This is a genomic window from Ruegeria sp. H6 (assembly GCF_056532975.1).
Map to the genome: position 1 here is coordinate 815,011 of NZ_JBQFOA010000001.1, position 22,694 is coordinate 837,704.

26 protein-coding genes are annotated in these 22,694 nt (G+C 57.9%); 16 read left to right on the forward strand and 10 right to left on the reverse strand.

Annotated elements, in window-relative coordinates; all coding sequences use genetic code 11:
- Positions 1-180: 180 nt before the first annotated feature.
- Together ACR0AG_RS03895 and ACR0AG_RS03900 are read left to right on the forward strand one after the other, a co-directional pair.
- On the forward strand, positions 181-1,143 hold the full coding sequence (locus ACR0AG_RS03895; protein ID WP_480836620.1) for a pirin family protein: 963 nt from the start codon (positions 181-183) through the stop codon (positions 1,141-1,143).
- Positions 1,144-1,201: 58 nt separating this feature from the next.
- Positions 1,202-2,170, forward strand: coding sequence for a 2-dehydropantoate 2-reductase (locus tag ACR0AG_RS03900; RefSeq protein ID WP_480836623.1), 969 nt, complete (start codon positions 1,202-1,204; stop codon positions 2,168-2,170).
- A 28-nt stretch (positions 2,171-2,198) separates the two neighbouring features.
- Here the strand turns inward: ACR0AG_RS03900 and ACR0AG_RS03905 are convergent, their stop codons facing one another.
- The 3 genes from ACR0AG_RS03905 to hrpB form a co-directional block, all read right to left on the reverse strand.
- Positions 2,199-3,677 (reverse strand): inorganic phosphate transporter, encoded by a 1,479-nt coding sequence (locus ACR0AG_RS03905; RefSeq protein WP_480836624.1) that lies wholly within the window; start codon positions 3,675-3,677, stop codon positions 2,199-2,201.
- Positions 3,678-3,733: 56 nt separating this feature from the next.
- The gene (locus ACR0AG_RS03910) at positions 3,734-4,225 is read right to left on the reverse strand and encodes an NUDIX hydrolase (RefSeq protein WP_480836626.1); all 492 of its coding nucleotides are present in this window, start codon (positions 4,223-4,225) and stop codon (positions 3,734-3,736) included.
- 177 nt (positions 4,226-4,402) lie between these two features.
- The gene (gene hrpB / locus ACR0AG_RS03915; protein WP_480836871.1) at positions 4,403-6,853 is read right to left on the reverse strand and encodes an ATP-dependent helicase HrpB; all 2,451 of its coding nucleotides are present in this window, start codon (positions 6,851-6,853) and stop codon (positions 4,403-4,405) included.
- A gap of 165 nt (positions 6,854-7,018) precedes the next feature.
- Here hrpB and meaB point away from each other — a divergent pair, with 165 nt between their 5' ends.
- From meaB to ACR0AG_RS03940, 5 genes are all read left to right on the forward strand, one after another.
- Positions 7,019-7,990, forward strand: coding sequence for a methylmalonyl Co-A mutase-associated GTPase MeaB (meaB, locus tag ACR0AG_RS03920; protein ID WP_480836873.1), 972 nt, complete (start codon positions 7,019-7,021; stop codon positions 7,988-7,990).
- 231 nt (positions 7,991-8,221) lie between these two features.
- Positions 8,222-8,509, forward strand: coding sequence for a 50S ribosomal protein L28 (gene rpmB, locus ACR0AG_RS03925; RefSeq protein WP_008756960.1), 288 nt, complete (start codon positions 8,222-8,224; stop codon positions 8,507-8,509).
- A gap of 179 nt (positions 8,510-8,688) precedes the next feature.
- Entirely contained in the window at positions 8,689-8,838 is a 150-nt protein-coding gene (locus ACR0AG_RS03930; RefSeq protein ID WP_480836627.1) for a hypothetical protein, read from the forward strand.
- Between the two features lie 67 nt (positions 8,839-8,905).
- Complete coding sequence (locus ACR0AG_RS03935; RefSeq protein ID WP_480836629.1) at positions 8,906-9,256, forward strand: hypothetical protein; 351 nt, start codon at positions 8,906-8,908, stop codon at positions 9,254-9,256.
- A gap of 45 nt (positions 9,257-9,301) precedes the next feature.
- Positions 9,302-9,763, forward strand: a complete 462-nt coding sequence (locus tag ACR0AG_RS03940; protein ID WP_480836631.1) for a copper chaperone PCu(A)C — start codon at positions 9,302-9,304, stop codon at positions 9,761-9,763.
- An 81-nt stretch (positions 9,764-9,844) separates the two neighbouring features.
- On the opposite strand, the gene ACR0AG_RS03945 is transcribed toward ACR0AG_RS03940, so the two are convergent.
- Both ACR0AG_RS03945 and ACR0AG_RS03950 read right to left on the reverse strand, forming a co-directional pair.
- Positions 9,845-10,453: an HdeD family acid-resistance protein gene (locus tag ACR0AG_RS03945; RefSeq protein ID WP_480836633.1), complete on the reverse strand. Its 609-nt coding sequence runs from the start codon at positions 10,451-10,453 to the stop codon at positions 9,845-9,847.
- Positions 10,454-10,516: 63 nt separating this feature from the next.
- The gene (locus ACR0AG_RS03950) at positions 10,517-11,212 is read right to left on the reverse strand and encodes an NAD-dependent deacylase (RefSeq protein ID WP_480836634.1); all 696 of its coding nucleotides are present in this window, start codon (positions 11,210-11,212) and stop codon (positions 10,517-10,519) included.
- 27 nt (positions 11,213-11,239) lie between these two features.
- Here ACR0AG_RS03950 and ACR0AG_RS03955 point away from each other — a divergent pair, with 27 nt between their 5' ends.
- Positions 11,240-11,683, forward strand: coding sequence for a low molecular weight protein-tyrosine-phosphatase (locus ACR0AG_RS03955; protein ID WP_480836635.1), 444 nt, complete (start codon positions 11,240-11,242; stop codon positions 11,681-11,683).
- On the opposite strand, the gene ACR0AG_RS03960 is transcribed toward ACR0AG_RS03955, so the two are convergent.
- From ACR0AG_RS03960 to ACR0AG_RS03970, 3 genes are all read right to left on the reverse strand, one after another.
- On the reverse strand, positions 11,680-12,621 hold the full coding sequence (locus ACR0AG_RS03960) for a LysR family transcriptional regulator (protein ID WP_480836874.1): 942 nt from the start codon (positions 12,619-12,621) through the stop codon (positions 11,680-11,682). The genes ACR0AG_RS03955 and ACR0AG_RS03960 overlap by 4 nt on opposite strands.
- A 65-nt stretch (positions 12,622-12,686) precedes the next feature.
- Entirely contained in the window at positions 12,687-12,995 is a 309-nt protein-coding gene (locus tag ACR0AG_RS03965; protein WP_480836637.1) for a hypothetical protein, read from the reverse strand.
- Between the two features lie 160 nt (positions 12,996-13,155).
- The gene (locus ACR0AG_RS03970) at positions 13,156-14,298 is read right to left on the reverse strand and encodes a hypothetical protein (protein ID WP_480836639.1); all 1,143 of its coding nucleotides are present in this window, start codon (positions 14,296-14,298) and stop codon (positions 13,156-13,158) included.
- A gap of 87 nt (positions 14,299-14,385) precedes the next feature.
- On the opposite strand from ACR0AG_RS03970, the gene lepA reads away from it, so the two are divergent.
- The 4 genes from lepA to ACR0AG_RS03990 all read left to right on the forward strand — a co-directional run bounded on the left by lepA (position 14,386) and on the right by ACR0AG_RS03990 (position 18,549).
- Positions 14,386-16,185, forward strand: a complete 1,800-nt coding sequence (gene lepA, locus ACR0AG_RS03975) for a translation elongation factor 4 (protein WP_170426625.1) — start codon at positions 14,386-14,388, stop codon at positions 16,183-16,185.
- 160 nt (positions 16,186-16,345) lie between these two features.
- Positions 16,346-17,287, forward strand: coding sequence for a hypothetical protein (locus ACR0AG_RS03980; protein ID WP_480836640.1), 942 nt, complete (start codon positions 16,346-16,348; stop codon positions 17,285-17,287).
- A gap of 377 nt (positions 17,288-17,664) precedes the next feature.
- Entirely contained in the window at positions 17,665-17,985 is a 321-nt protein-coding gene (locus tag ACR0AG_RS03985; protein WP_170793034.1) for a hypothetical protein, read from the forward strand.
- Positions 17,986-18,096: 111 nt separating this feature from the next.
- On the forward strand, positions 18,097-18,549 hold the full coding sequence (locus ACR0AG_RS03990; protein ID WP_480836642.1) for a hypothetical protein: 453 nt from the start codon (positions 18,097-18,099) through the stop codon (positions 18,547-18,549).
- A 313-nt stretch (positions 18,550-18,862) separates the two neighbouring features.
- Here the strand turns inward: ACR0AG_RS03990 and ACR0AG_RS03995 are convergent, their stop codons facing one another.
- Complete coding sequence (locus tag ACR0AG_RS03995) at positions 18,863-19,000, reverse strand: entericidin A/B family lipoprotein (protein ID WP_480836643.1); 138 nt, start codon at positions 18,998-19,000, stop codon at positions 18,863-18,865.
- A 102-nt stretch (positions 19,001-19,102) separates the two neighbouring features.
- Positions 19,103-19,435: an ArsR/SmtB family transcription factor gene (locus tag ACR0AG_RS04000; protein ID WP_480836644.1), complete on the reverse strand. Its 333-nt coding sequence runs from the start codon at positions 19,433-19,435 to the stop codon at positions 19,103-19,105.
- A gap of 318 nt (positions 19,436-19,753) precedes the next feature.
- On the opposite strand from ACR0AG_RS04000, the gene ACR0AG_RS04005 reads away from it, so the two are divergent.
- From ACR0AG_RS04005 to ACR0AG_RS04020, 4 genes are all read left to right on the forward strand, one after another.
- Positions 19,754-20,386 carry an ATP-dependent Clp protease proteolytic subunit gene (locus ACR0AG_RS04005; RefSeq protein WP_480836645.1) on the forward strand — a complete coding sequence of 211 codons (633 nt, stop codon included), beginning with the start codon at positions 19,754-19,756 and terminating at the stop codon, positions 20,384-20,386.
- Positions 20,387-20,521: 135 nt separating this feature from the next.
- A complete protein-coding gene (gene clpX / locus ACR0AG_RS04010; RefSeq protein WP_480836647.1) occupies positions 20,522-21,787 on the forward strand; it encodes an ATP-dependent Clp protease ATP-binding subunit ClpX in 1,266 nt (421 codons plus the stop codon).
- 64 nt (positions 21,788-21,851) lie between these two features.
- Entirely contained in the window at positions 21,852-22,226 is a 375-nt protein-coding gene (locus tag ACR0AG_RS04015) for a Rid family hydrolase (RefSeq protein ID WP_480836648.1), read from the forward strand.
- 78 nt (positions 22,227-22,304) lie between these two features.
- Positions 22,305-22,688, forward strand: coding sequence for an NADH:ubiquinone oxidoreductase subunit NDUFA12 (locus tag ACR0AG_RS04020; RefSeq protein ID WP_480836649.1), 384 nt, complete (start codon positions 22,305-22,307; stop codon positions 22,686-22,688).
- Positions 22,689-22,694 lie beyond the last annotated feature (6 nt).

Below are 22,694 nucleotides of genomic sequence, written 5' to 3' on the forward strand. Positions count from 1 at the left end.
ATAGCACGATCCTTCAGGATGCCGAGTGTTCACGCAGGCAAGATAGCCAAAACCTGCTCACAGCCGCGTGATCGCTGCCGCACGAGTTCTGTGCGCGCTTGCGCGTTACTTTGGGGGAGGACGCAATATATCCTGCAAATACGAACAAGTTGATCGTCAACCCAATTAGGGAGAACAGGAATGAGCTGGAACCCGACCCAAAATCCCGAATGCCTTTCGGGGCCATCGGCGCTGGAAACTCTGATCATCCCTCGGGCCCGGGATCTGGGCGGGTTCGAAGTACGCCGCGCGTTGCCCTCTGTCGAACGCCAGCTTGTTGGCCCGTTCATCTTCTTTGACCAGATGGGACCGGCCGAGTTCATCACCGAAGGCGGGATCGATGTGCGGCCGCACCCTCATATCGGGTTGGGGACTGTGACTTACCTGTATCAGGGCGAGTTCGAACATCGCGACAGTCTCGGCACGCATCAGATGATTTACCCGGGCGAGGTGAACTGGATGGTGGCCGGGCGCGGCGTGACGCATTCTGAACGCACAAGCGACAGCACGCGCGGCAAGAAACACAGCCTGTTCGGAATCCAGACCTGGATCGCGCTGCCCGAAGCGCATGAGGACATGGCGCCGGATTTTGAACATCACAAGCAGGGCGCTTTGCCTCATATCGAAGATACGGGTGTCAGCGCGCGGTTGATTTTAGGATCAGCTTACGGAGAAAACAGCCCCGTCAACATGCTGTCCGAGACCTTTTATCTGGATGTCCAACTGGCACCGGGGGCCGCGTTTCCTTTGCCTGACGATCACGAGGATCGCGGTGTCTATGTCACCGAAGGATCAATTGAGATTGCTGGCGACAGTTTCGAGGCCGGACGCATGATGGTGTTCCGCCCCGGTGATAAACTGTCTGCCAAAGCGGGGCCTTTGGGCGCGCGGCTGATGTTGCTGGGCGGGGCCACGCTGAACGAAGACCGGTATATCTGGTGGAATTTCGTATCTTCGTCGAAAGACAAGATTGAAACCGCAGCCCGGGATTGGCGGTCTGCGGATTGGGCGAATGGGCCGTTCCGCTTGCCCCCGGGCGACGAACAGGAGTTCATTGAAATCCCCGATGAGTTGGCGCGCACCAAACCGCGGCTGGCGCGTTGAGCGCGCTTGCCAACACCGCACGGACAGGTGATCCTGCCTTTAGGGCAGGGGGGTACGCATGAGAATTGTCATCGCAGGCGCAGGAAGTATCGGGTGTTTCTGCGGTGGTTTGCTGGCGTTGGCGGGCCATGAGGTTACCCTGCTTGGACGGCCCAAGGTTCTTGATCCAATCGCCGGTAGCGGCCTGCGGCTCACTGATTTCTCGGGTTTGGATCAGACGGTATCCGCAGAACGATTGGTGCTGAGCGAGCAACCGTCCTGCCTGTCATCCGCCGATCTTGTCATCTTGGCCGTGAAATCCAGTGCCACCACCGAGATGGGGCAACTGATCGCCAATCACGCAAAGCCCCAGGTTCCGGTCATTTCCTGGCAGAACGGCATGGACAACATTCAGCAATTGCGCGCGGTCTTGCCAGGCCGGGATGTCCGCGCGGGCATGGTGCCGTTCAACGTTGTGCCCAAGGCACCGGCCCATTTTCACCGTGCCACCTCCGGCGACATCGTGATCGAGGCCGGTCCCGGAAATCTGGCGCAAATCCTGACGTCCAAACCGCTGCCAGTGCAGGAAAGTGACCGCATCGAGGCTGTGCAATGGGGCAAACTTGTCGTCAATCTGATCAACGCGCTGAACGCGTTGTCAGGCCTGCCCTTGCAGCAGCAACTCAGGGATCGTCGGTGGCGTCGGATAATGGCGGATCAGATGGATGAGGCCTTGGCCGTGCTCAAAGCGGCCCGGATCCCGGTAGCCTCCATGACACCTCTACCAGCCTGGTTGATCCCAAGCGTTTTACGTCTGCCGACGCCTTTGTTTTCCAGAATTGCAGCGCGCATGCTGACGATCGATCCCGAGGCGCGGACCTCAATGTCTTATGACCTGGCGGCGGGGCGGGTTACTGAAATCGATAGCCTGCAGGGGCAGATCATTCGAATGGGTGATCGGCTGAGTGTACCCACCCCGATCAACACACGCGTCGCGGCGTTGATTTGCAATCAGCCGAAGGTTCCGATGGAGCCGGACCAAATCTAAGAGCGTTTGGAGTGTCGGATTTCGCCGATCACGCAAAGCTGGTCAGCAACAGGAAAACCAGTGCCGAAAGCGTAGCCGCAGCGGGGACAGTCACCAGCCAGGCCGCGACAATTGTCATGAAATGAGACCGGCGCACCAGTTTCCGTCGCTGGCGTTCTTCGGTAGCGATGCGCATTTCCGTTGGGTGTGGCACGGTCTGGCGGGCCCATCTGCGGTTCGAATTCCACTCACGATAGAACCCCACGCCGAAAACGGCCCCGACGGCAATATGGGTTGAACTGACGGGCAGTCCCAGCCAACTGGCGAAAATGACGGTGATGGCTGTGGACAGGGTCACGCAAAAAGCGCGCATCGGATTCAGTTTGGTGATCTGATTGCCCACCATGCGGATGAGCTTTGGCCCAAACAGAAACAAACCGAACGAGATGCCGAAAGCGCCGATAACGATGATCCAGATCGGGATCGTGACCTTCGACGCCACATCTCCGAACTGTGCGGCATGGACAATTCCTGCCAGCGGGCCGATCGCATTTGCCACATCGTTGGCGCCATGGGCAAAGCTGAGAAAGGTCGCCGAGATAACAAGGGGCAAGCTGAACAAAGCTTTCAGAGACCGTGTCCGGTTTTCCATTCCCTCAGACTTTCGGCGAACCCACGGCACGGTCGCAGCCCAAATGGCTACACCCACGCCAACACCGATCAGCAACGCAACTGACGGAGAGATGACGATGATCTTCTTCAAGCCCTTGAGCGCCAGATAACTGGTGAATGCCCCGGCCATAACGCCAACAAGGATCGGAACCCAACGACGCGCGGCTGCGATCTTGTCGTCCTGATATTGAATCTTGGACTTGATAAGCGCCAGAAACAGCGCCGCGATGGATCCCCCCAGAACCGGGGATATCACCCAGCTGGCCGAGATTGCGCCCATCGTGGCCCAATTGACCGCGGTGAAGCCACCGGCAACTATTCCGGCCCCCAGCACGCCCCCGACAACCGCATGTGTGGTCGAGACGGGCGCGCCCACCCAGGTGGCAAGATTGACCCAGACCGCAGATGAGATCAGCGCCGCCATCATGGCCCAGATAAAGACAGAACTGTCCTGAACCGACGCGGGATCGATGATCCCCTTGGAAATGGTCGAAACGACGTCTCCGCCCGCAAGCAGCGCTCCGGCGCTTTCTGCGATCGCCGCAATGACAATCGCGACCGACATGCGCAACGCATTCGCGCCGACCGCCGGTCCCATGTTGTTGGCCACATCATTTGCGCCGATGTTGATCGCCATATAGGCACCAAATACCGCCGCTGCGACGACGATCAAACCGCCATCGGCGACGCCAAAAAACAACGCAGCTATCAATCCCGCGACAACAATGAACGCCAAAGCAATACCCGGGGCGACCAGCGGGCGCGAGACAAAAGCTGTCGCGCGTTCAAAGCTGCTGATGCGCTGAAGATCGCGATCAAGACCTTGCCAGCGGTTTTTGGGGAATGCGTCGGACATAGCTTTTGGCGCTACCTTTGTGGTTGGCCCTGCTCGCTACGCGGAATTCAAATCATCTACAAGGGTTGAGCCCGAGGTGATCGCCGAGTTGTGATCTTTCGCAGTATGTCGCGCAACTCGGGTTCCCGGACGCGATCGGCGGCCTCATCTGGTGCAACCCAGGACCGTTTCCGTTGATGCGCTTCGGGAAAATCCTGGGCCAGATCTGCCACATGGATACGGTAAACGCTTGTGCGCACAGGCTGCGCTGACCCATCCTTCAGGATTTTGTCATAGTGATATTGGCCAACGGGTTCCGGATCGACCGATGCTGCATGTACACCAGCCTCTTCCCAGGCCTCTTGTTTGGCGGTGCCGGCACCGTCCAACCCATCAATGGGCCAGCCTTTGGGGATGATCCAACGCCCAGTGTCACGGCTGGTGATCAACAGAACCTCGGCCTGGCCGTTGGTTTCGCGCGTGCACAGGGCTGCGCATTGCACCCGCCTAGGGCGCAGTACCAGAGGTCTTGCGACCTCTTCCCAGATATCACGCAGCCATTTTCCCATTTCGACCTGACGTTGTTTTTGTTCTGCTTCGTTGATCCCAAAGATAGCGCTTTGTTAGCGGTATCTCAACGTTACTGCTGAATATTGCGCCTAAATACGAAGAAATTATGGAGATATCTTTAATTTTTGACCGATTTTGTGGCTTTGGTTGCTTTTTTGCCGAGTTAATTCGTGGTTTCAGTCGCGCCGTCGTTTCGCCCGTAAGGTCGGGTCCGCCTGGGTCGGGTCTTCAGGCCAGGGGTGCTTGGGGTACTGCGCGCGCATGTCTTTGCGAACATCGGCATAAGAGCCTGCCCAAAAGCCGGGCAAATCACGGGTGATCTGTATCGGGCGCTGCGCCGGGGAAAGCAATGTGATCTTCAGGGGCTCGCCCCCTACGACAGGATGTTCGGTGACGCCGAATACCTCTTGCAATCGCACTGCGATCTCCGGCGCCGCACCGCTGTAGTCTATGGGTACTTTGCGTCCCAGCGGGGTCCGAAATGCGCCCGGTGCCCTTTGATCCAATTCCTGGGTCTGTTGCCATGTCAGACGCGCCATCAGGGCCGGAAGCAGGTCGAACCGCTTCCAATCTTCAGCGCTGCGTACCCCTGACAGCATGGGAAGCAGCCAGTCTTCGACCGCGTCCACCAAGCCGGTGGCCGAGAAATCGGGCAGATCCGCGCCCTCGTTGCGCACCAGTTCGACCCGCGCAGCGAGGCGCGCTGATGGGCCTTTCAGTCGGATGCCAAGATCGCGGACACCGTCCAGCATGGCAATGGCGATCCGGTCATCGGGCACGTCCTTCCAGATGCGGTCGTCCAGGGTAATTGCGCCCAATTGCTCCTGCCGTCGTGCCACGACGCGGCGCTCACGTTTTGACCATTCGCAAGTATCGGTCCACGCAATCTGATCCTGAAAAAGATCGCGAATCTCACGCTCGGAAATCTGCGCGGCCATCCGAACACGGGCCTCTCTTGGGTTCCCGTCTGTGTCGATGGCAACGATATAAGGCGCAGCCGCAAGCGTGTCTTCGCTTTGCAGCACGACGCCTTTGCCTCCCGACAGAATGTATCGCGGGGTGTCGCCTTTCCTGCGTTGCCCGATCCGGTCCGGGTAGGCCAATGCCGCCATCGCCGCAGCAGACAGGTCCGGCGCATTGTCCCGCGCTTGCGGGCGCAGTCTTTTCGCCTCGGACCGGACGCGGTCCAGAATGCCCGAATTGGCGGGCCATGGCCTGTTTTGCGCGTATGTCCGTCGGTCTTTCAGGGCCTCAAGCCTGAAGGTCAGGTCGCTGGGTGCGCCCTTTAGCGGGTCACGTTCTGCCATCAAGGCCGCCGACAGTACAGCCTGTGGACCCGCAACTGCCAGCATGTGCCCAAGTCTTGGATGCAGGGGAAGCGAGGCCAGATCGCGCCCATGGGTCGTGATCCGCCCCTTCGCATCCAATGCGCCCAACAGAGTCAACAAAGCGCGCGCCTCAGCCAAGGCCCCCTCGGGCGGGGCCGTCAGGAAAGAAAGGTCCGCAGGCTCAGCGCCCCAAAGGGCCAGTTCCAGCGCCAGGCCAGTCAGGTCAGCCGCCTCGATCTCGGCGGGGGGGAAGGCCCGCAGTGCGCCTTCTTCGCCTTTGGTCCAAAGCCGATAGCAAACGCCTTCGGCGACACGCCCGGCGCGGCCCGCGCGCTGCGTTGCTTCGGCGCGCGTGACCCTTTCGGTTAGCAGTCTCGACATGCCCGATCCCGGGTCGAATCGCGCCCGCCGGGCCTGGCCCATATCAACGACCACGCGAATGTCGGGTATGGTCAGCGACGTCTCGGCAATCGACGTGGCCAGCACAACCTTGCGACCGGATTTGGCGGTCGCCAACGCGGCCTGCTGAGCGGCAAAGGGCAGGGCGCCAAACAGTGGCCTGACCTCACAATGTTTGGGCAGCCGACCTGACAGGGCCGCTTCGGCGCGCCGTATCTCACCCTCACCGGGCAGGAAAACCAGAATTCCGCCGCCGGTTTCGCGCGTTTCCCGCTCAGCAGCCACGACAAGGTCGATCAAAGCGTCCAACCTGCGCGCACTGGCGCCGAAAGGTCGATTCAACCAACGGGTTTCTACTGGAAAACTGCGCCCTTCTGATGTCACCAAAGGGGCTGCCATCAACTCTGAAACCGGGGCTGCGTCAAGCGTCGCAGACATGGCCACAAGGATCAGATCGTCACGCAAGGCCTCGGCAACCTCAAGGCACAGCGCAAGACCCAGATCCGCGTTCAGGGATCGTTCGTGAAACTCATCAAAAATGACAGCTCCCACGCCGGGCAGGTCGGGATCGGATTGAAGCATCCGGGTCAGAATGCCCTCGGTCACGACTTCGATCCGGGTTCTGTTTGACACCTTCGTGTCGCCGCGCACGCGATATCCGACGGTTTCTCCGGCTTTTTGGCCCAAGGTTTGAGCCATCCGCTCGGCCGCCGCACGCGCAGCCAGACGGCGAGGTTCAAGCATGAGGATCTTACCGTCACACAGATTGGCCTGCCGCATCTCCAGCGGAATACGGGTTGTTTTACCCGCCCCCGGTGGTGCCTGCAGAACGGCCCGTCGGTTCGCACGCAGCGCGCTTAGCAACTCGGGAATGGCGTCATCTATGGACAGGCGCGTGATCATTGCGCCCTTATCCGTCAACACGGGCCCAAGGTCCAGTTGCGCTGTCTGATCGAATTTCACCTGGACCAGTGGGATACATCCAACCCGCCGGATGACACTCTGGTCTGGACAAACACCCATCGTCGGCGGCAATTAGTCGTGCCGCAACACAGTGGGATCGGTATGGACATAGAAAGCCTGGGTGACAGCATTCTGAACGGGGATCGCCGCGGATTGGCGCGCGCTATCACGCTTGTGGAAAGCGGGCGCGAGGACCATCGCCTGCAAGCCAGCGCGCTTTTGACCTATCTCGCGCAGGCGGAACGGCAGGCGTTGCGAATTGGGCTTTCGGGTACACCGGGTGTGGGCAAATCCACGTTCATCGAAAGCTTCGGTATGATGCTGACAGGACAGGGCCTGCGCGTTGCGGTTCTGGCCGTCGATCCAAGTTCAGCCCGGTCGGGCGGCTCGATTCTGGGGGACAAGACTAGGATGGAGCGGCTGAGTCGCGAGAAAAATGCATTTATCCGGCCATCGCCCAGCCAAAGCCATTTGGGCGGTGTCGCCCGTCGGACCCGAGAGGCCATTGCCCTGTGCGAGGCGGCCGGATTTGACGTTGTTCTGATCGAAACAGTGGGTGTCGGGCAATCCGAAACCGTGGTGGCCGAGCTGTCGGACCTGTTCTTGCTGCTGCTTGCCCCGGCAGGCGGTGACGAATTGCAGGGCGTAAAGCGCGGCATCATGGAAATGGCCGATATGATCCTGGTCAACAAGGCGGATGGAGACCTTAAGGCGACGGCGACCCGAACATGCGCCGATTATGCCGGTGCCTTGCGTCTGCTGCGCAAACGGCCACAGGATCCGGCAGGCTTTCCCAAGGCCATGACCGTTTCCGCGGTGGAAGAGCATGGGCTGCAGGAAAGCTGGGAAGAGATCCAATCCCTGATCGGCTGGCGCCGGGAAAACGGGTTTTGGCAAAAGACCCGTTCCGCGCAAGCACGATATTGGTTCGATCACGAGGTCCGCCAGGCCTTGCTTGCCCGGCTCGACACACCCCAGGCGCGTGCGGAAATGGAGCGTTTGAATGACGAAGTTGCTCAGGGCCGTCTGAACCCGTCGATGGCGGCCAACCAGATGTTGTCTTTGCTGACCTGAACGGCGATCCGCATGCTTCATCTTTTCGAAAATACTCTCGCCGAAGGCACGGCCCGACCGGGCCGTTTGGCACGTCAGACCAATGTCAAAGAATTCGCGATGCCTGTCTTGACCCTTACCGCGATTCCCACTACACGCATCCAACCAGTTTTCGGGCGCGACTTCGGGTTGCGCCCCTTGTGATTTGGCCCAGGGTTTGAAACCCGGCCACCAGAAACAAAGGAAGAAACCATGTCGCGCCGTTGCGAACTGACCGGAAAAGGCCCGATGACTGGCAACAATGTCAGCCACGCCAAAAACAGAACTCGTCGTCGTTTTTTGCCGAACCTGAACGACGTCACCCTGCAGTCCGAAACTCTGGGCCGTGGCGTGAAGCTGCGCATTTCGGCTGCTGCGCTGCGCTCGGTCGACCACCGTGGTGGTCTGGACGCGTTCCTGGCCAAAGCCAAGGACGATGAGCTGTCGGCAAACGCCCTGAAGGTAAAGAAAGAAATCGCCAAAGCGCAAGCTTCGGCCTAAGTCTTTCTTTCGGACAGATTTCAAAGACCCTGCACCTGGCGGTGCAGGGTTTTTTGTTTTGCAGAATTGAGGGATTGTCCCCGAAATGAAGATAAATTCAAATATTGCGTGACGTTGTTCACAGATGCCTCGGCCAGCGCAGGTTATGTTTGCGCATATTCAGCTGCGGAGGCGATCCAATGCGCATCAGAACCTTTAACATCATGTCGCTTTTGCCTGCGGTCATCGGCAAAACCTTCGGCGCCTGCTTTCGGATGCAGCGCCGGGTGAATCGGCAGCACAACAGCCTGAAGGTAGACGTCGTCAAACGTCCCGAGGCCGATCACTGACGCAACGCCGCAGGGTGTCGTTATCACTTGAAGCCCGGTTTTTCCGGTGGTTATACCGGGCTTCAGTATGAGACCTGCCCGCCAAATAATCCTGTCCATCGTTCTTTCGGTCATGGTTGTCCTGACCGGTCTGGGCGTCGCGTCGTCGCGAGGGATCGACCATGTGGCGGGTCAGATGGTGCTGTGCACCGGTTCGGGCCCGGTGGTTGTCTACATGGACAAGGATGGCCAACCGACGCAGGCCCCGCATTATTGCCCCGAATTTGCTGTGTCACTGCTGGGCGCGGTTATTCTGAACCCATCGGAACTACCGCGAGAGCCCAGCGCCCGGATGCTTCACCCCCCGCGCGCTGAGACCAATTTGATTGCGGCTGAGGTTCCAAACCGTCCGGCGCGTTCTCCGCCCTCTGTTGCGTGAAGCTCAACGCAACCTGACAACTCATTGCAAATTTGGAGAGGCAAGATGTCCCTCAAACTGAAAATGGCGACCGCTTTGGTTGCCGCCGCTTTCGCAACATCCGCTCTGGCAGAGGGCACAATCCAGATTGACGACGCTTATGCGCGCTCAAGCGGTCAGCATGCCAAGGCCGGAGCGGCCTTCATGATGATCGTCAACAACGGTGACACGGATGATCGTCTGATCGGAGTGGATTCGGATGCCGCAGCCAGAATCGAGTTGCATACGCATGAAGTGGACGCGAATGGCGTTGCCAAGATGGTGCATCTGGAAGAGGGCTTTGTCATTCCCGCTGGTGAAACGCACATGCTGGCCCGTGGTGGCGACCATGTGATGTTCATGGGTCTGACGCAGCCTTTCGAGAATGGTGCCACGGTCCCTGTAACGCTGATTTTCGAAAAGGCAGGTCCTGTCGAATTGGAAATCCCGGTCGATCTGGACCGCAAGGACAGTGGTCATTCGCACTGACGCGCCTGTCTTCGGGCCGCGTTGCGGCCCTCATCCATGCGGCAGCCCGGGCAGGCCCGGTCTGCTGCACGCTTGGCGAGGTCATTGATTGATCGTGCGCATGGCCAGTTTGGCACTGGCCGCCTTAAATCGTTTGGCCAGCCAGAACATCACGCCTGCGAAGGCAAGCGCTGAAAATGCGATTGCCCACCCCAATGCGACAATGCCGGTTCCGGGCCAGAAGATCAGGATCAGCCCAATCGCGACCGCCGCAAAGCCAGAGTTTCGCAGCGTGTTTTTCTCGGGTGAGCGTTCATCGACCTGACGCCACGTGGCCAGAGAGCCGATGCCAACGATCAGTGCCCAGGCACCCAGCAGGAAGAATGTAAGGCGCGCGAACCCTTCGGGCCAGGCCATCAGAACAAAGCCGATGATGATCGCACCCAGCCCAAAGCCGCCCACAAGCCCCCGCCTGCCGAACCCCAAAAGTGTGACGCCACCGTCGAGGATCAGCAGCAGGCCGACAAGGCGCATGAGTAGCGAAATACTGCCCGAAGGCCAGAACAGGGCTGCAATGCCAACAGCCGCTGCCAACAGGCCCCGGATCAGGAAGGTCCACCACAGCTCGGCCAGGCGCGCATCTACCGCTTCGCGCGTTTCGATGCTGCCATCATCGACGATTTCGCCGGTTTTAGGGGTTTGATCTGCCATTGATCTCTCCGAGTTGCGTCCAGGCCAATGATAGCCGAAAGGATGCGCTGTTGTCTTTAAGCTTCAACGCCCTGCAAGCAGACCATCCACCCAGGCCGGAACACTCTCGGTCGCAGGGCCGCGATGCGTTTCATGGAAATGAGAGGCCCCGGCTGAAGGCTCAAGGCTAAGCTCGACCGTTTTGGCCCCGACGGCCAGGGCCTCATGTACAAAGGCGGCTGCCGGGTAGACCTGACCGGATGTGCCTATTGCGGCAAACACCGTGGCGCTGGCGAGGTGATCATAAATCTCCTCCATGAAGTAAGGCATTTCGCCAAACCAGACGACGTCCGGGCGCGCGGTGGGCTGGGCGCAGGCTGGGCATTGCACGGCAACGGACATCTCAAGCGGCGACATCCAACGATGCCCGCAAGACCCGCAAAGCGCCCTCGCGAGTGTGCCGTGCATATGGATGACATCATGCACCCCGGCGTTTTCGTGCAGGCTGTCTACGTTTTGCGTGACGATGACGACCTCTCCGGCCCAATCGCGTTGCAACCGGGCCAGAGCCTTATGCGCGGCGTTGGGGCGGGCCTGCGCGGCCTGGGCGCGGCGGGCATTGTAGAATCCGTGAACCAACGCCGGATTTTTGGCGAACCCTTCCGGGGTCGCCACATCCTCGATCCGATGCTGTGCCCACAAACCTCCCTCATCCCGGAAGGTACCAAGACCGCTCTCTGCTGATATTCCGGCTCCTGTCAGAATTACGATCTTTCCCATTTGACCCCCGGGCGATAGGTTGCGTCGATGACACACCGTATCCTCTTTGTCTGTTTGGGCAACATCTGCAGGTCCCCTTCGGCCGAGGGCGTTTTTCGCGCCCGTGCGCCGCATCATAAAGCGGACAGTGCCGGTACGTCGGGTTGGCATATTGGCGATCCGCCCTACGGCCCGATGATATCCGCTGCCGAGGCGCGGGGCATTCGCCTGAACGACCTGCGCGCACGGCAGTTTATGGCGGATGATTTTGATCGGTTCGACCTGATCATCGGCATGGATGCCGACAATATCGCGCAGATCGAGGCGTTGCGACCTTTGGGAGATGAAACTCCGGTCCGATTGCTGACCGATTTCGCGCCACAAACCGGGGCAGACCATGTGCCCGATCCGTATTACACCCGCGATTTCGACGCGGCGCTTGATCTGATCGAAGTAGCCGTCGACGGGCTGGTCGCGCATCTCGATGGCTAGCCGAGGATGGTGAGCCGGTCCTTGAGCCAGGGCAATTGTGCGATGGCCGGGTCCACAATCTGGTTCTTCATCAAACGCCTGATCATGTCGGCGACCTCTTGCGGTACCTGATCGGACCAGTCGGTACGTGTGAACAATGAAATTGTGCGGGAAAAATCGCCGAACGGGGCAGGGTGCGCCTCAATCGCATCATGGAACCGCGCCGCGCGCATAAAGCCGAACGGCGTCGTGATGGTCCATCCCAGCCCGCGCGCGACCATCGCCATCAGGGCCTGGTGCGAACCGATCTCGAACCGTTCCTCGAATTCCAGCTGTTGCCGGGCCAGGTGCCCTTCGATCTGGCGGCTGATCAACTGCTCGCGCGCATAGCGCAGAAACGGCAGGTCCTGCGTCGGCTGCTGCGCGTTCTTGGGTGCAACCAGTATGAACGGATCGCGAACCAGAGGAAATTCGACAACGCCTTCCAGAACCTCGCCGGAATGGGCCGATACGGCCAGATGCAGGCGCTGCGCCTCAAGTTCGGCAAACAGGTCCAGACTGGGCAGCGTGATCAGCTTGAAATTCGACCGGGTCAGACTGTCGGCCAGCAATGTCGCCAGACGCGGGGTCAGGTCATTGTCGAAATCGTCGATCAATCCGATGGCAAGCGTCGCCAGATGCCCCAGATCCATGACCGTAAGCTCGCTTTGCGCCATCTGCAATTCGGTCAGGATCGCCTCGGTCCGGGCCAGAAAACTGCGCCCGGCCTGGGTCAGGCGCATGGGGCGCCGCCCATGATCTACCAGATCCGTGCCCAAGGCATTTTCCAGATTACGCAATTGTTGGCTGACCGAAGGCTGGCTGAGCCCCGTGATCTCGGCTGCCTGCGCCACCGATCCGGTGCGCGCCAACGCCTCGAACACCTCAAGGCCACGCAATGTCAGCCCTTTCATCACCATGCAACATACCTTTCGCTGCGCCATTTCTGAGGCGCAGCGGACATCAGGTCAAGGATTGACAAGGATTAGCTGCAGATCGCCTGCGCCATCTGGCCAAAGTTCTGATACCGATCCCACAACGCATCATCGCGCGCGGTCTGCGACATCTTCAACTGCTGCGCCTGATGGGGATCAGTGAACCATTTGGCCACTGTGTTCTGATCGCTGCGGGTCAGTGCCTGATTGGCCACCCGCTGAATGCAACTGCACCGATCCCGCGTCGCTGCTGAGCGATCCGACGCCAGACACGCCTGCTTGATCTTGGCCGCACCCGCAACGTTCGCCACCGACATCAGCGATGCCGCACATAATGCGATTAGGAGGAACTTTTTCATGCTCATGCCTCGTTTTTGCCTGCCCGGAAGGATCTACGCCCCTCTCAGTCTGCGGCGGAGTATGAATCAAAGTGGAATCGGGATCAATCGGTTGGTTCGAAAAAGTGATTGAATGGGTTCAAGGCAACAGCTCGTAGGCCGGGCTTCAGCCCGGCACCCGTCAGGACAAAAACGGCAGCCACCGCTCCAAGGCTTCAATCAACGCTTCTATCTTCTCTGGATGTTTCGCAATGTAAGCATCCGCAACAACCGTTGCGCCTTTGGTGGTGCCAACCACGACCGCTGTACCAACAGCCAAATTGACTTTCCCCACACTCCATTTGAGAAGGCCCGCCAACCCGGATTTCAATTTTCCCAGTATCGCTTCTATCCACTCGTGAGCGGGACTTTCTTGTTCTAGAGCGGCCGAGAGTTTTTCGGTAGCCTCCCAGATTAGAGTGATTGGGACGGATAACCGCTCGTCTTGAATGGTCTCAGGAGGGTTGTTTCCCCCGATGCCATGGCGCGCAGAGGTCTTTTCATTTAAGCTATTACGTATGTCCGATAGAGCTTTCTCAACTTCCCAGCGGGCCCGGGTGTGTTCGATCTTACGGGCAATTGCGTCAGCGCCAGAATTCCATATGCTCTCATCGATCAGCGCAATCTTACGTTGAAGCTCCCAGTCTAGCGGATTTCCTTCTAAAAAGCCTTGGTGCCACTCTCGCCAAAAAGAGAAGCTATTGCTCTGGAAGAAATCTTTGAAATTGATTCTTTGATCTAGTGGATCTTTGAATGTTACGTTTTTTACCCAAAGTTCTTGGTTGAAAACTTCCGCACTGGAAAAAGCAAAATCAGTCAGGCTTGCTTTTGTCAAAGTTATGAAGGCCGAGTCATATGCGTGCCTTGTTGACCAATCTTCGCGAGACTTTGCATACAGGAACTGCTCTTCGTCAGCGGCGGTTCCGAATGAAGCCGCCACGTTCTCAATTGTTGCCATTGCCTTGTTGCGACTTCTTTCGAGTGTGGCAATAGCAGATAGATGAACTGAGGACTCATTTATGAAAGGGTCTCTCCACATTGGATTGGAAAGCGACCTCACTAAAGCTTCTCGCGAAGCCGCACACCCGAACTTAAAATGTACAAGAGCCTGCAGAAGTAGCTTCCCGCGAGGAATCAAATGGCTCTCACTCGCGTCTGCGTTGCCACTAAAGTTTGGTGGGGGAAATCCTCGAATAGCAGCACGTAACGCTACAGACGTGCATTTTTCTTCGGCTTGATGCTCGAATTCTGAATTGAGACGTTCAAAAATATCGTTTTCATTCATGGTTGCCCCATTATGAAAAATCGGTGTTCCAACACACTAAACGTGCCACCTTGACCAACCCACGATTCCTCTACATATCCCCAACCCATGACAGACCTCGCTCATATCCGCAATTTCTCCATCGTCGCGCATATCGACCATGGCAAATCCACCCTTGCTGACCGGCTCATTCAAGAGACCGGAACGGTCAAGGATCGCGACATGAAGGAACAGTTGCTCGACAGCATGGATATCGAGCGCGAGCGTGGCATCACCATCAAGGCCAACACGGTTCGCATCGACTATACCGCCGACAATGGCGAGGCATATGTGCTGAACCTGATCGACACGCCCGGTCACGTGGACTTTGCCTATGAGGTCAGCCGGTCCATGCGTGCGGTCGAGGGCTCGCTGCTGGTCGTGGACTCGACCCAAGGGGTCGAGGCGCAGACGCTGGCCAACGTCTATCAGGCCATCGACGCCGATCATGAGATTGTGCCGGTGCTAAACAAGATCGACCTGCCTGCGTCTGACTGTGATCGTGTGGCTGAACAGATCGAGGATGTGATCGGCATCGACGCGACCGACGCCATTCAGGTCAGCGCCAAGACGGGGCAGGGCATCCACGAAACTCTGGAAGCCATCGTACAGCAGCTGCCCGCACCGCAGGGCACTCTGGACGCACCGCTCAAGGCGATGCTGGTGGATTCGTGGTACGACGCCTATCTGGGCGTGATCGTTCTGGTCCGCATCATGGACGGCACGCTGAAAAAGGGGATGCGGGTCAAGTTCATGTCGAACAACACCTTGCACCATGTGGACCGCGTCGGCGTCTTCCGCCCCGAGATGGAGATGGTGGACTCGCTTGGCCCCGGTGAAATCGGCTTTCTCACCGCCTCGATCAAACAGGTCCGCGACACCCGCGTTGGTGACACCATAACCAATGATCGCAACGGCACCGAAGACGCGCTGGACGGGTTCAAACCCGCGCAGCCGGTGGTGTTCTGTGGCCTCTTCCCCGTGGACAGTTCCGAATTCGAAGACCTGCGCGATGCGATCGACAAACTGGCCCTGAACGACGCCTCGTTCTCGTTCGAAATGGAAACCTCGGCCGCGCTGGGCTTTGGCTTCCGCTGCGGCTTCCTCGGGCTGCTGCACCTAGAAGTCATCCGCGACCGGATCGAACGCGAATATGATATCGAGCTCATCACCACCGCGCCGTCGGTGATCTATCACGTCTACATGAAAGACGGCGAGATGATCGAGCTGCACAACCCCGCCGACATGCCCGACCCGTCCAAGGTCGATCATATCGAGGAACCGCGCATCAAGGCGACCATTCTGGTGCCCGACGAATACCTCGGCGACGTGCTGAAGCTCTGTCAGGACCGCCGCGGCATCCAACTGGACCTGACCTATGCGGGCACCCGCGCGATGGTCGTCTATGACCTGCCGCTGAACGAGGTTGTCTTTGACTTCTACGACCGCCTGAAATCGGTGACCAAGGGCTATGCCTCGTTCGACTATCAGATGACCGGTTATACCGAGGATAATCTGGTCAAGATGTCGGTGCTGGTGAATGACGAACCGGTCGATGCGCTGTCGACCATGGTTCACCGCGACCGGGCCGAGATGCGGGGCCGGGCGATGTGCGAAAAGCTCAAGGACCTGATCCCGCGCCACATGTTCAAAATCCCGATCCAGGCCGCCATCGGAGGCAAGGTCATCGCCCGCGAAACCCTCTCGGCCCTGCGCAAGGACGTGACCGCGAAGTGCTACGGAGGCGACGCCACGCGGAAACGCAAACTGCTGGACAAGCAGAAGGCGGGGAAAAAGAAGATGCGCCAGTTCGGGAAGGTGGATATCCCGCAGGAGGCGTTTATTAGCGCCTTAAAAATGGACAGCTAGTAGCTGGCCATTTTTACGGCGGGTGGGCACGCGGTTGGCACAGCCAACGGCGTGCTTACGGGGTTGGGTTTTGGGTATTCCGGCGTGACTAAGAAATCGGCATTGAAGAACTATTTGATTGCGCTCTATCTTTTATCTGCGTTCGAAACTAGGAGCAGACATGCCGAATTCTAACGAAAGCACCATCGCCAAATTTGGTTGCTATCACACAAGATGCAATCTTTGCGGTAAGGTACTTCGGTTTGATTCCTACAAGTATGAATTCATGGATAGTGATCAAACATACTTTGCCTGCACGAGATGTAGTGAACAGGTAGACGTAAAGAGAAAAGAAATGGTGCTTGGCGGTTACACCGAACCAGATGCAGACGAGCACCTCTGGCGTTACATGTCTGTTGATCACTTTTTTGATCTATTGCTGCGCAAACAACTTCATTTTACTCAGCTTGGCTTCTTTGCCGATAAGTTCGAAGGTAGGATCGGTAGCAAAGAACAAGAGAACGTATGGGATGAAGGAATGTCTGCCGTTTATGCAGAAATCCTAACTATGCCGCGTCCTGATGGAACAGTTCCATCTTTTTCAGAGAAAGAACTTACAGAACTGTCTTCCCAACACGCTCAAAGCCACAAGGAAATGTTCGATAGAAACCGAAGCGAGATATACGTCAACTGCTGGCATCGCGCCGCTCACGAGTCTGTTTTGATGTGGAATGTTTATACTGGTGGTTTGGACAATGGTGTTAGTATCAAATCCACTATGAGGCGTCTGAGGAGTTCTACTGGCCGTACACGCGAACGATCATCGGGTGTTGCGCAAGTAAAGTACATAGACTTCCGCAGGAGCACAGCAGTCGTGAATTTCAGTTTTATTTATAAGAGGTTGGCGTTCTCTTCTGAGCAGGAGGTCAGATATTTTATCCGCAATCACGATGATGCTGGGCCTTTCATGAAAGTTGAAGTGAGTTTAGAAGACCTAATCGAAGAGGTAATTGTTTCACCAGAAATGCCTTCTTGGCGGTTTGAGAACCTAAAGAACATTTCAGAACGTTTGGGGCTAAGGCTACGTTTTCGCCAATCGGATCTCAACGACGACCCATTCTGAGTATTTTTGGTGTGCCCGGCGGCACGGCCGGGCCGCGCCGACCCGCCCCCGTCAAACCGTAGGTTTGCCTTCGGCAAAACGGGCGGCGCGTTTGCGCCTCCCTTCGGGTCGGTGCTGCCCGCGGTTCTTTTGATCGACCGGTATTCATAATCCGTAGGGCGGGCTTAAGCCCGCCATTCACCTGGCCCAAATCCTACGCGCATGGGGCGGAGGGGGATGGCGGGCTGAAGCCCGCCCTAAGGGTGAATTGATGGGTTAAAACCCACCCTACGCAGGATGGGTATTTAACCCATCACGTGTATTGTGACCCACCTCACAGTTCCAACCGCACCCTCCTGCTACACTTGACCCAACGGAACCCTCTGCAGGAGGTGAAGATGTCCACATCCATGATCCCCCTCATCGCCCTCGGGTCGGCGGGGCTCTATTCCGTGGCCATGATCGCGATGAAGTTCTGGTGGAAACTCCCCGGCGTGGGGCTTGGCCTGCTGATCGTCGCGACCCTGCTGGCCGGGGCAACGCTGGAACTCGCCGCGCTGCGCGAGGAACGGCTGGGCATCATCTATACCGGTATTCTGGGCGCCGAGGTCATTCTGATCGCCACGGCCTCGTTCTTTCTGTTTGGCGAGAATTTCTCGTATCGCGAGGTTGCTGGGATCGGGCTGGTGCTGATCGGCACCGCGTTGGCCTGGGCCTGACGCAACGTTAACGCTTCATGAAGCTTCCTTTAGGTAAGTTGTAACCCGTTCTCGCCCTCCCAATCTGTTGAGCACGGCCTCTGACGGCCGCACCCTCAGGGAGGAGAGACCATGACCAGATATATGACTGCCGGAGCAGCCGCTCTGGCCACGAGCCTCACCCTTGCGACGGCCTCGATGGCCGACACCGTGCCGGACCTGCGTGGGACGTGGACGGGCAGCTATACGGCCGTCGGTCCGAACCGGACCACGACCGGAGATGCGCCGCGGTTCAACACTGCCGAGTGGGTTCTGGATATCCAGAAACAGCAGGACAACCTGATCTGGGGGCCCAGCAAGTGGCGCTCCACCCCGAACGGTGACTGGCGGATGCTGGATGCCACGGGAACCATCAGTCTGGATGATCCGAACCGGATCAGCATCGTTGAAAGCTCGACCAATCCCGAGATCGGGGTGAATTCCCTGATCGATGCCCGGTATCAGGACGGCAAAATCTATGCGGATTTTCGTAGCCTGCGTCGCGGAACGACCTACAGCACCGTTCTGCAACGACAGGTGAACTGAAGCGTCTCTGGCCCGGTCGGGCTGTAGGGGGTAAAAACCGCCGTTCGTGTTGATATCGGCGGGATTTAATAGGTTACTCTGGCCGGGCCGGAGCGCTTCTCAAAATAATCAAGACAGTCCCCGCAGGGAGGGGACGGGCCGGACGGAGCGCCGGCGGGTGACACTGGGTCGGACGATCTTGGGGTGGAACGCGGCGTTCCCCGCCCGCAGGATGTTCAGAAAATCCACGCGGTCCTTCAGCGCGACGTCACCTGCGGCACGTTTGCGCCGTCCGGCCCTGATTTTCGCGGGCCGGAAGGGCGTCTTTGCGATATCAGATGTTTTCCTGAACGTCCGTTGCGGCGTTCTGAATGGCATCGCCGGCTTTTTCGATGTCTTTTCCGGCCCCTTTTGCCGTTTCACAGGCGGACAGAGCAAAGAGGGCAAGACCAACCAGAAGAGCGCGTGTCATAGGGTACTCCATAAGTGCGTGTTTCTGATTGACTAGCAGCTTTCCTGGAACGGAGCCACCGGTTTTCGCACGGTTTTTTGTGGGTCGAAGCCTGTGTGAGGTTTAGTTGTCGCAGAAGAGCTCGTGCACAACTTCCAACATGCGTCGCGGGCGATCATCGGCAAGCCGGTAGTAGATGGCTTTGCCTTCGCGCCGCGGGATGACGAGGCCTTCCAGCCGCAGGCGGGACAGCTGCTGGGAAACTGCGGCCTGACGTGCTGACAAGAGCTCTTCGAGCTCAGTTACCGATTTTTCGCCGGAAACGAGGTGACACAGGATGGTCAGTCGCCCCTCGTGGCTGATTGCCTTCAAAAAGTTCGATGCTTTGGTTGCGTTTTCAACGATTTCACCAAGACTGTCTGACGACATGTCCGTCGAGATTTTGGGAAGCCCCATTTCTATTTTCCTCTGCCTGTCCGGTGTACGGGTGAGTGGTGAGTGTACGCGCAAAAAGTTAATGCGCTTTGTTACATGGTTTAATCATCATTCGCTACATGCACAGATCAAAATGATGTGATGAGTTAATATCTTTAGCAGACCCGTGGGCGGCAGCCGCGCGGCTCAGGGAACCTCTGCCGGGAAGACAAAGGTTCTGGGGCGCTGACTGAATATCTATGACCTGCACCCCTTGCAGCCCCCCGAAGGCGGCACTAAGACTCGGGTAATATCTCTTGGGGTAAAGTCCCGATCCAAAGCAAATCAGGCAGGTCACACATGTTCGATCCAGTTGATACATATATGAATACGCTCGTCCCGATGGTCGTCGAACAGACCAGCCGGGGGGAACGCGCCTACGACATTTTCTCGCGCTTGCTGAAAGAGCGGATCATTTTCATCAATGGCCCGATCCATGACGGGATGAGCCACCTTGTGGTCGCTCAGTTGCTGCATCTTGAGGCGGAAAATCCCAACAAAGAGATCTCGATCTACATCAACTCGCCCGGTGGCGTGGTGACCAGCGGTTTGTCGATTTACGACACAATGCAGTATATCAAGCCGAAATGTTCCACTTTGGTGATCGGTCAGGCAGCCTCGATGGGGTCGGTTCTGCTGGCCGGGGGTGAGAATGGTATGCGCTTTTCTCTGCCCAACAGCCGGATCATGGTGCACCAGCCCTCGGGCGGATATCAGGGCCAGGCCAGCGATATCATGATCCATGCTGCCGAGACGCAAAAGCTGAAAGATCGCCTCTATGACATCTATGTGCGCCATACGGGTCAGACCAAAAAGGCGGTTGAAAAGGCGCTGGATCGTGACAATTTCATGAGCCCGGAAGAGGCCAAGGAATGGGGCCATATCGACGAGATCGTCGAAAACCGTGCAAAGATGGACGGGGATGAGGCCTGAGTTCAAATTGGCGCGCTTGCGCCGTGAAGTTCGATTTTGACATTGTAGCCGCCAGAACGCTGGCCTAAGCTGCACCCAACTCCTGCATCGGCGGCCCGGCTTGGGGCCGCTTGGACGAAGTCTGAAAGGTAAAACATGGCGACGAATTCAGGCGGTGACGGTAAAAACACGCTCTATTGCAGTTTCTGTGGCAAAAGCCAGCATGAGGTGCGAAAGCTGATTGCGGGCCCGACTGTGTTCATCTGTGATGAGTGCGTCGAACTGTGTATGGATATCATCCGCGAAGAGACCAAGGCCAGCGGCCTGAAAGCTTCGGATGGTGTGCCGACACCCAAGGATATTTGTGAGGTTCTGGACGATTATGTGATCGGTCAGGCCACCGCCAAGCGGGTGTTGTCGGTTGCGGTGCACAACCACTACAAGCGTCTGAACCATGCCCAGAAGGCGGGCAGCGATATCGAGCTGGCCAAATCCAACATCCTGCTGATCGGCCCGACCGGTTGCGGCAAGACGTTGCTGGCGCAGACACTGGCGCGGATTCTGGATGTGCCGTTCACGATGGCGGACGCGACCACGCTGACCGAAGCAGGTTACGTGGGTGAGGATGTCGAGAACATTATCCTCAAACTGCTGCAGGCCAGCGAATACAACGTTGAGCGTGCGCAGCGTGGCATCGTCTATATCGACGAAGTCGACAAGATCACGCGCAAGTCCGAAAATCCCTCGATCACGCGCGACGTGTCGGGTGAGGGTGTGCAGCAGGCGCTGTTGAAGCTGATGGAAGGTACGGTCGCATCCGTGCCGCCGCAGGGCGGACGCAAGCATCCTCAGCAAGAGTTCCTGCAGGTCGATACCACCAACATCCTGTTTATCTGTGGTGGCGCGTTTGCGGGTCTCGACAAGATCATTGCGCAGCGGGGCAAGGGCTCGGCCATGGGCTTTGGCGCAGATGTGCGCGACAATGATGACCGCGGCGTGGGCGAGATCTTCAAGGATCTGGAGCCTGAGGATCTGCTGAAATTCGGCCTGATCCCGGAATTTGTCGGTCGTCTGCCCGTTCTGGCAACGCTGGAAGATCTGGACGAGGATGCGCTGGTCACGATCCTTACCAAGCCCAAGAACGCCTTGGTCAAGCAGTACCAGCGCCTGTTCGAGTTGGAAGATGCCGAGCTGGACTTTACCGATGACGCGCTGAAAGCCATTGCCAAAAAGGCGATTGAACGCAAAACCGGTGCGCGGGGTCTTCGGTCGATCCTTGAAGATATCTTGCTGGATACGATGTTCGAATTGCCGGGTATGAAAAACGTGACCGAGGTTGTGGTCAATGAAGAGGCGATCACATCCGACTCGCAGCCTTTGATCATCTATGCCGACGCGGCCGAGTCAGCCTCGGCAGGATAAAGCCAGACCTTATTTCTCACCATGGCGCGGCGTTGGTCGCGCCATTTTCATTTCAGGGGGTAGCATGAAGATCAAACGGATCTCATCAGGTGGCGAATACGAGGCCAAGGTCGGCTATTGCCGAACCGTGGTTGCGAACGGTTTCGTCTTTGTCGCGGGCACATGCGCGCAAGGCGACAACAGACCCTCGGATATTGTTGGCCAGTGTCGGTCAGCCCTGGAAGCCATCGGCAAGGCCTTGGCCGAGGCCGAGGTCGGATTTGAACACGTGGTTCGCGTGAACTACTACCTGCCGGACATGTCCGAGTTCGAATTGTGTTGGCCAATGCTGGCCGACACCTTTGGCGACAATCCGCCCGCTGCAACGGTTATCGAGTGCAATTTGATCACCCCTGAAGACCGTATCGAGATCGAGGTCACCGCAGCCCTGCCAGAGTAACGGGTGCGGCCCTTGCGGCACTGGACCTCGGGCAGGGATTGGTCCATATCTGCAGGTACAAAGAACCGGAGGTCATCCATGGGAATCCTGAATACTCTGTTGCGGGCCGTAACCTGGTGGAATGGGGCGACCCTGAACACCCAGATTTACACCGCGCGCAAGGGCGTCAAGGTTGGTGAGGATGACGAAGGCAACGTGTTCTACCGCAACGCCGATGACAGCAAGCGATGGGTGATCTTTAACGGTGAGGCCGAGGCCAGCCGCGTTGATCCCGATTGGCATGGATGGTTGCACAGAACCTGGGATGAGCCTCCGACGGACCGGCCATTGGCGCATAAAAACTGGGAAAAGCCGCATCAGGAAAACCTGACGGGCACGGCCTTGGCCTATGCGCCCGCCGGATCGCTGCGCCGGACCGACCCGGTTGAGCGCAAAGACTACGAAGCGTGGACCCCGGAATAGGCGCCG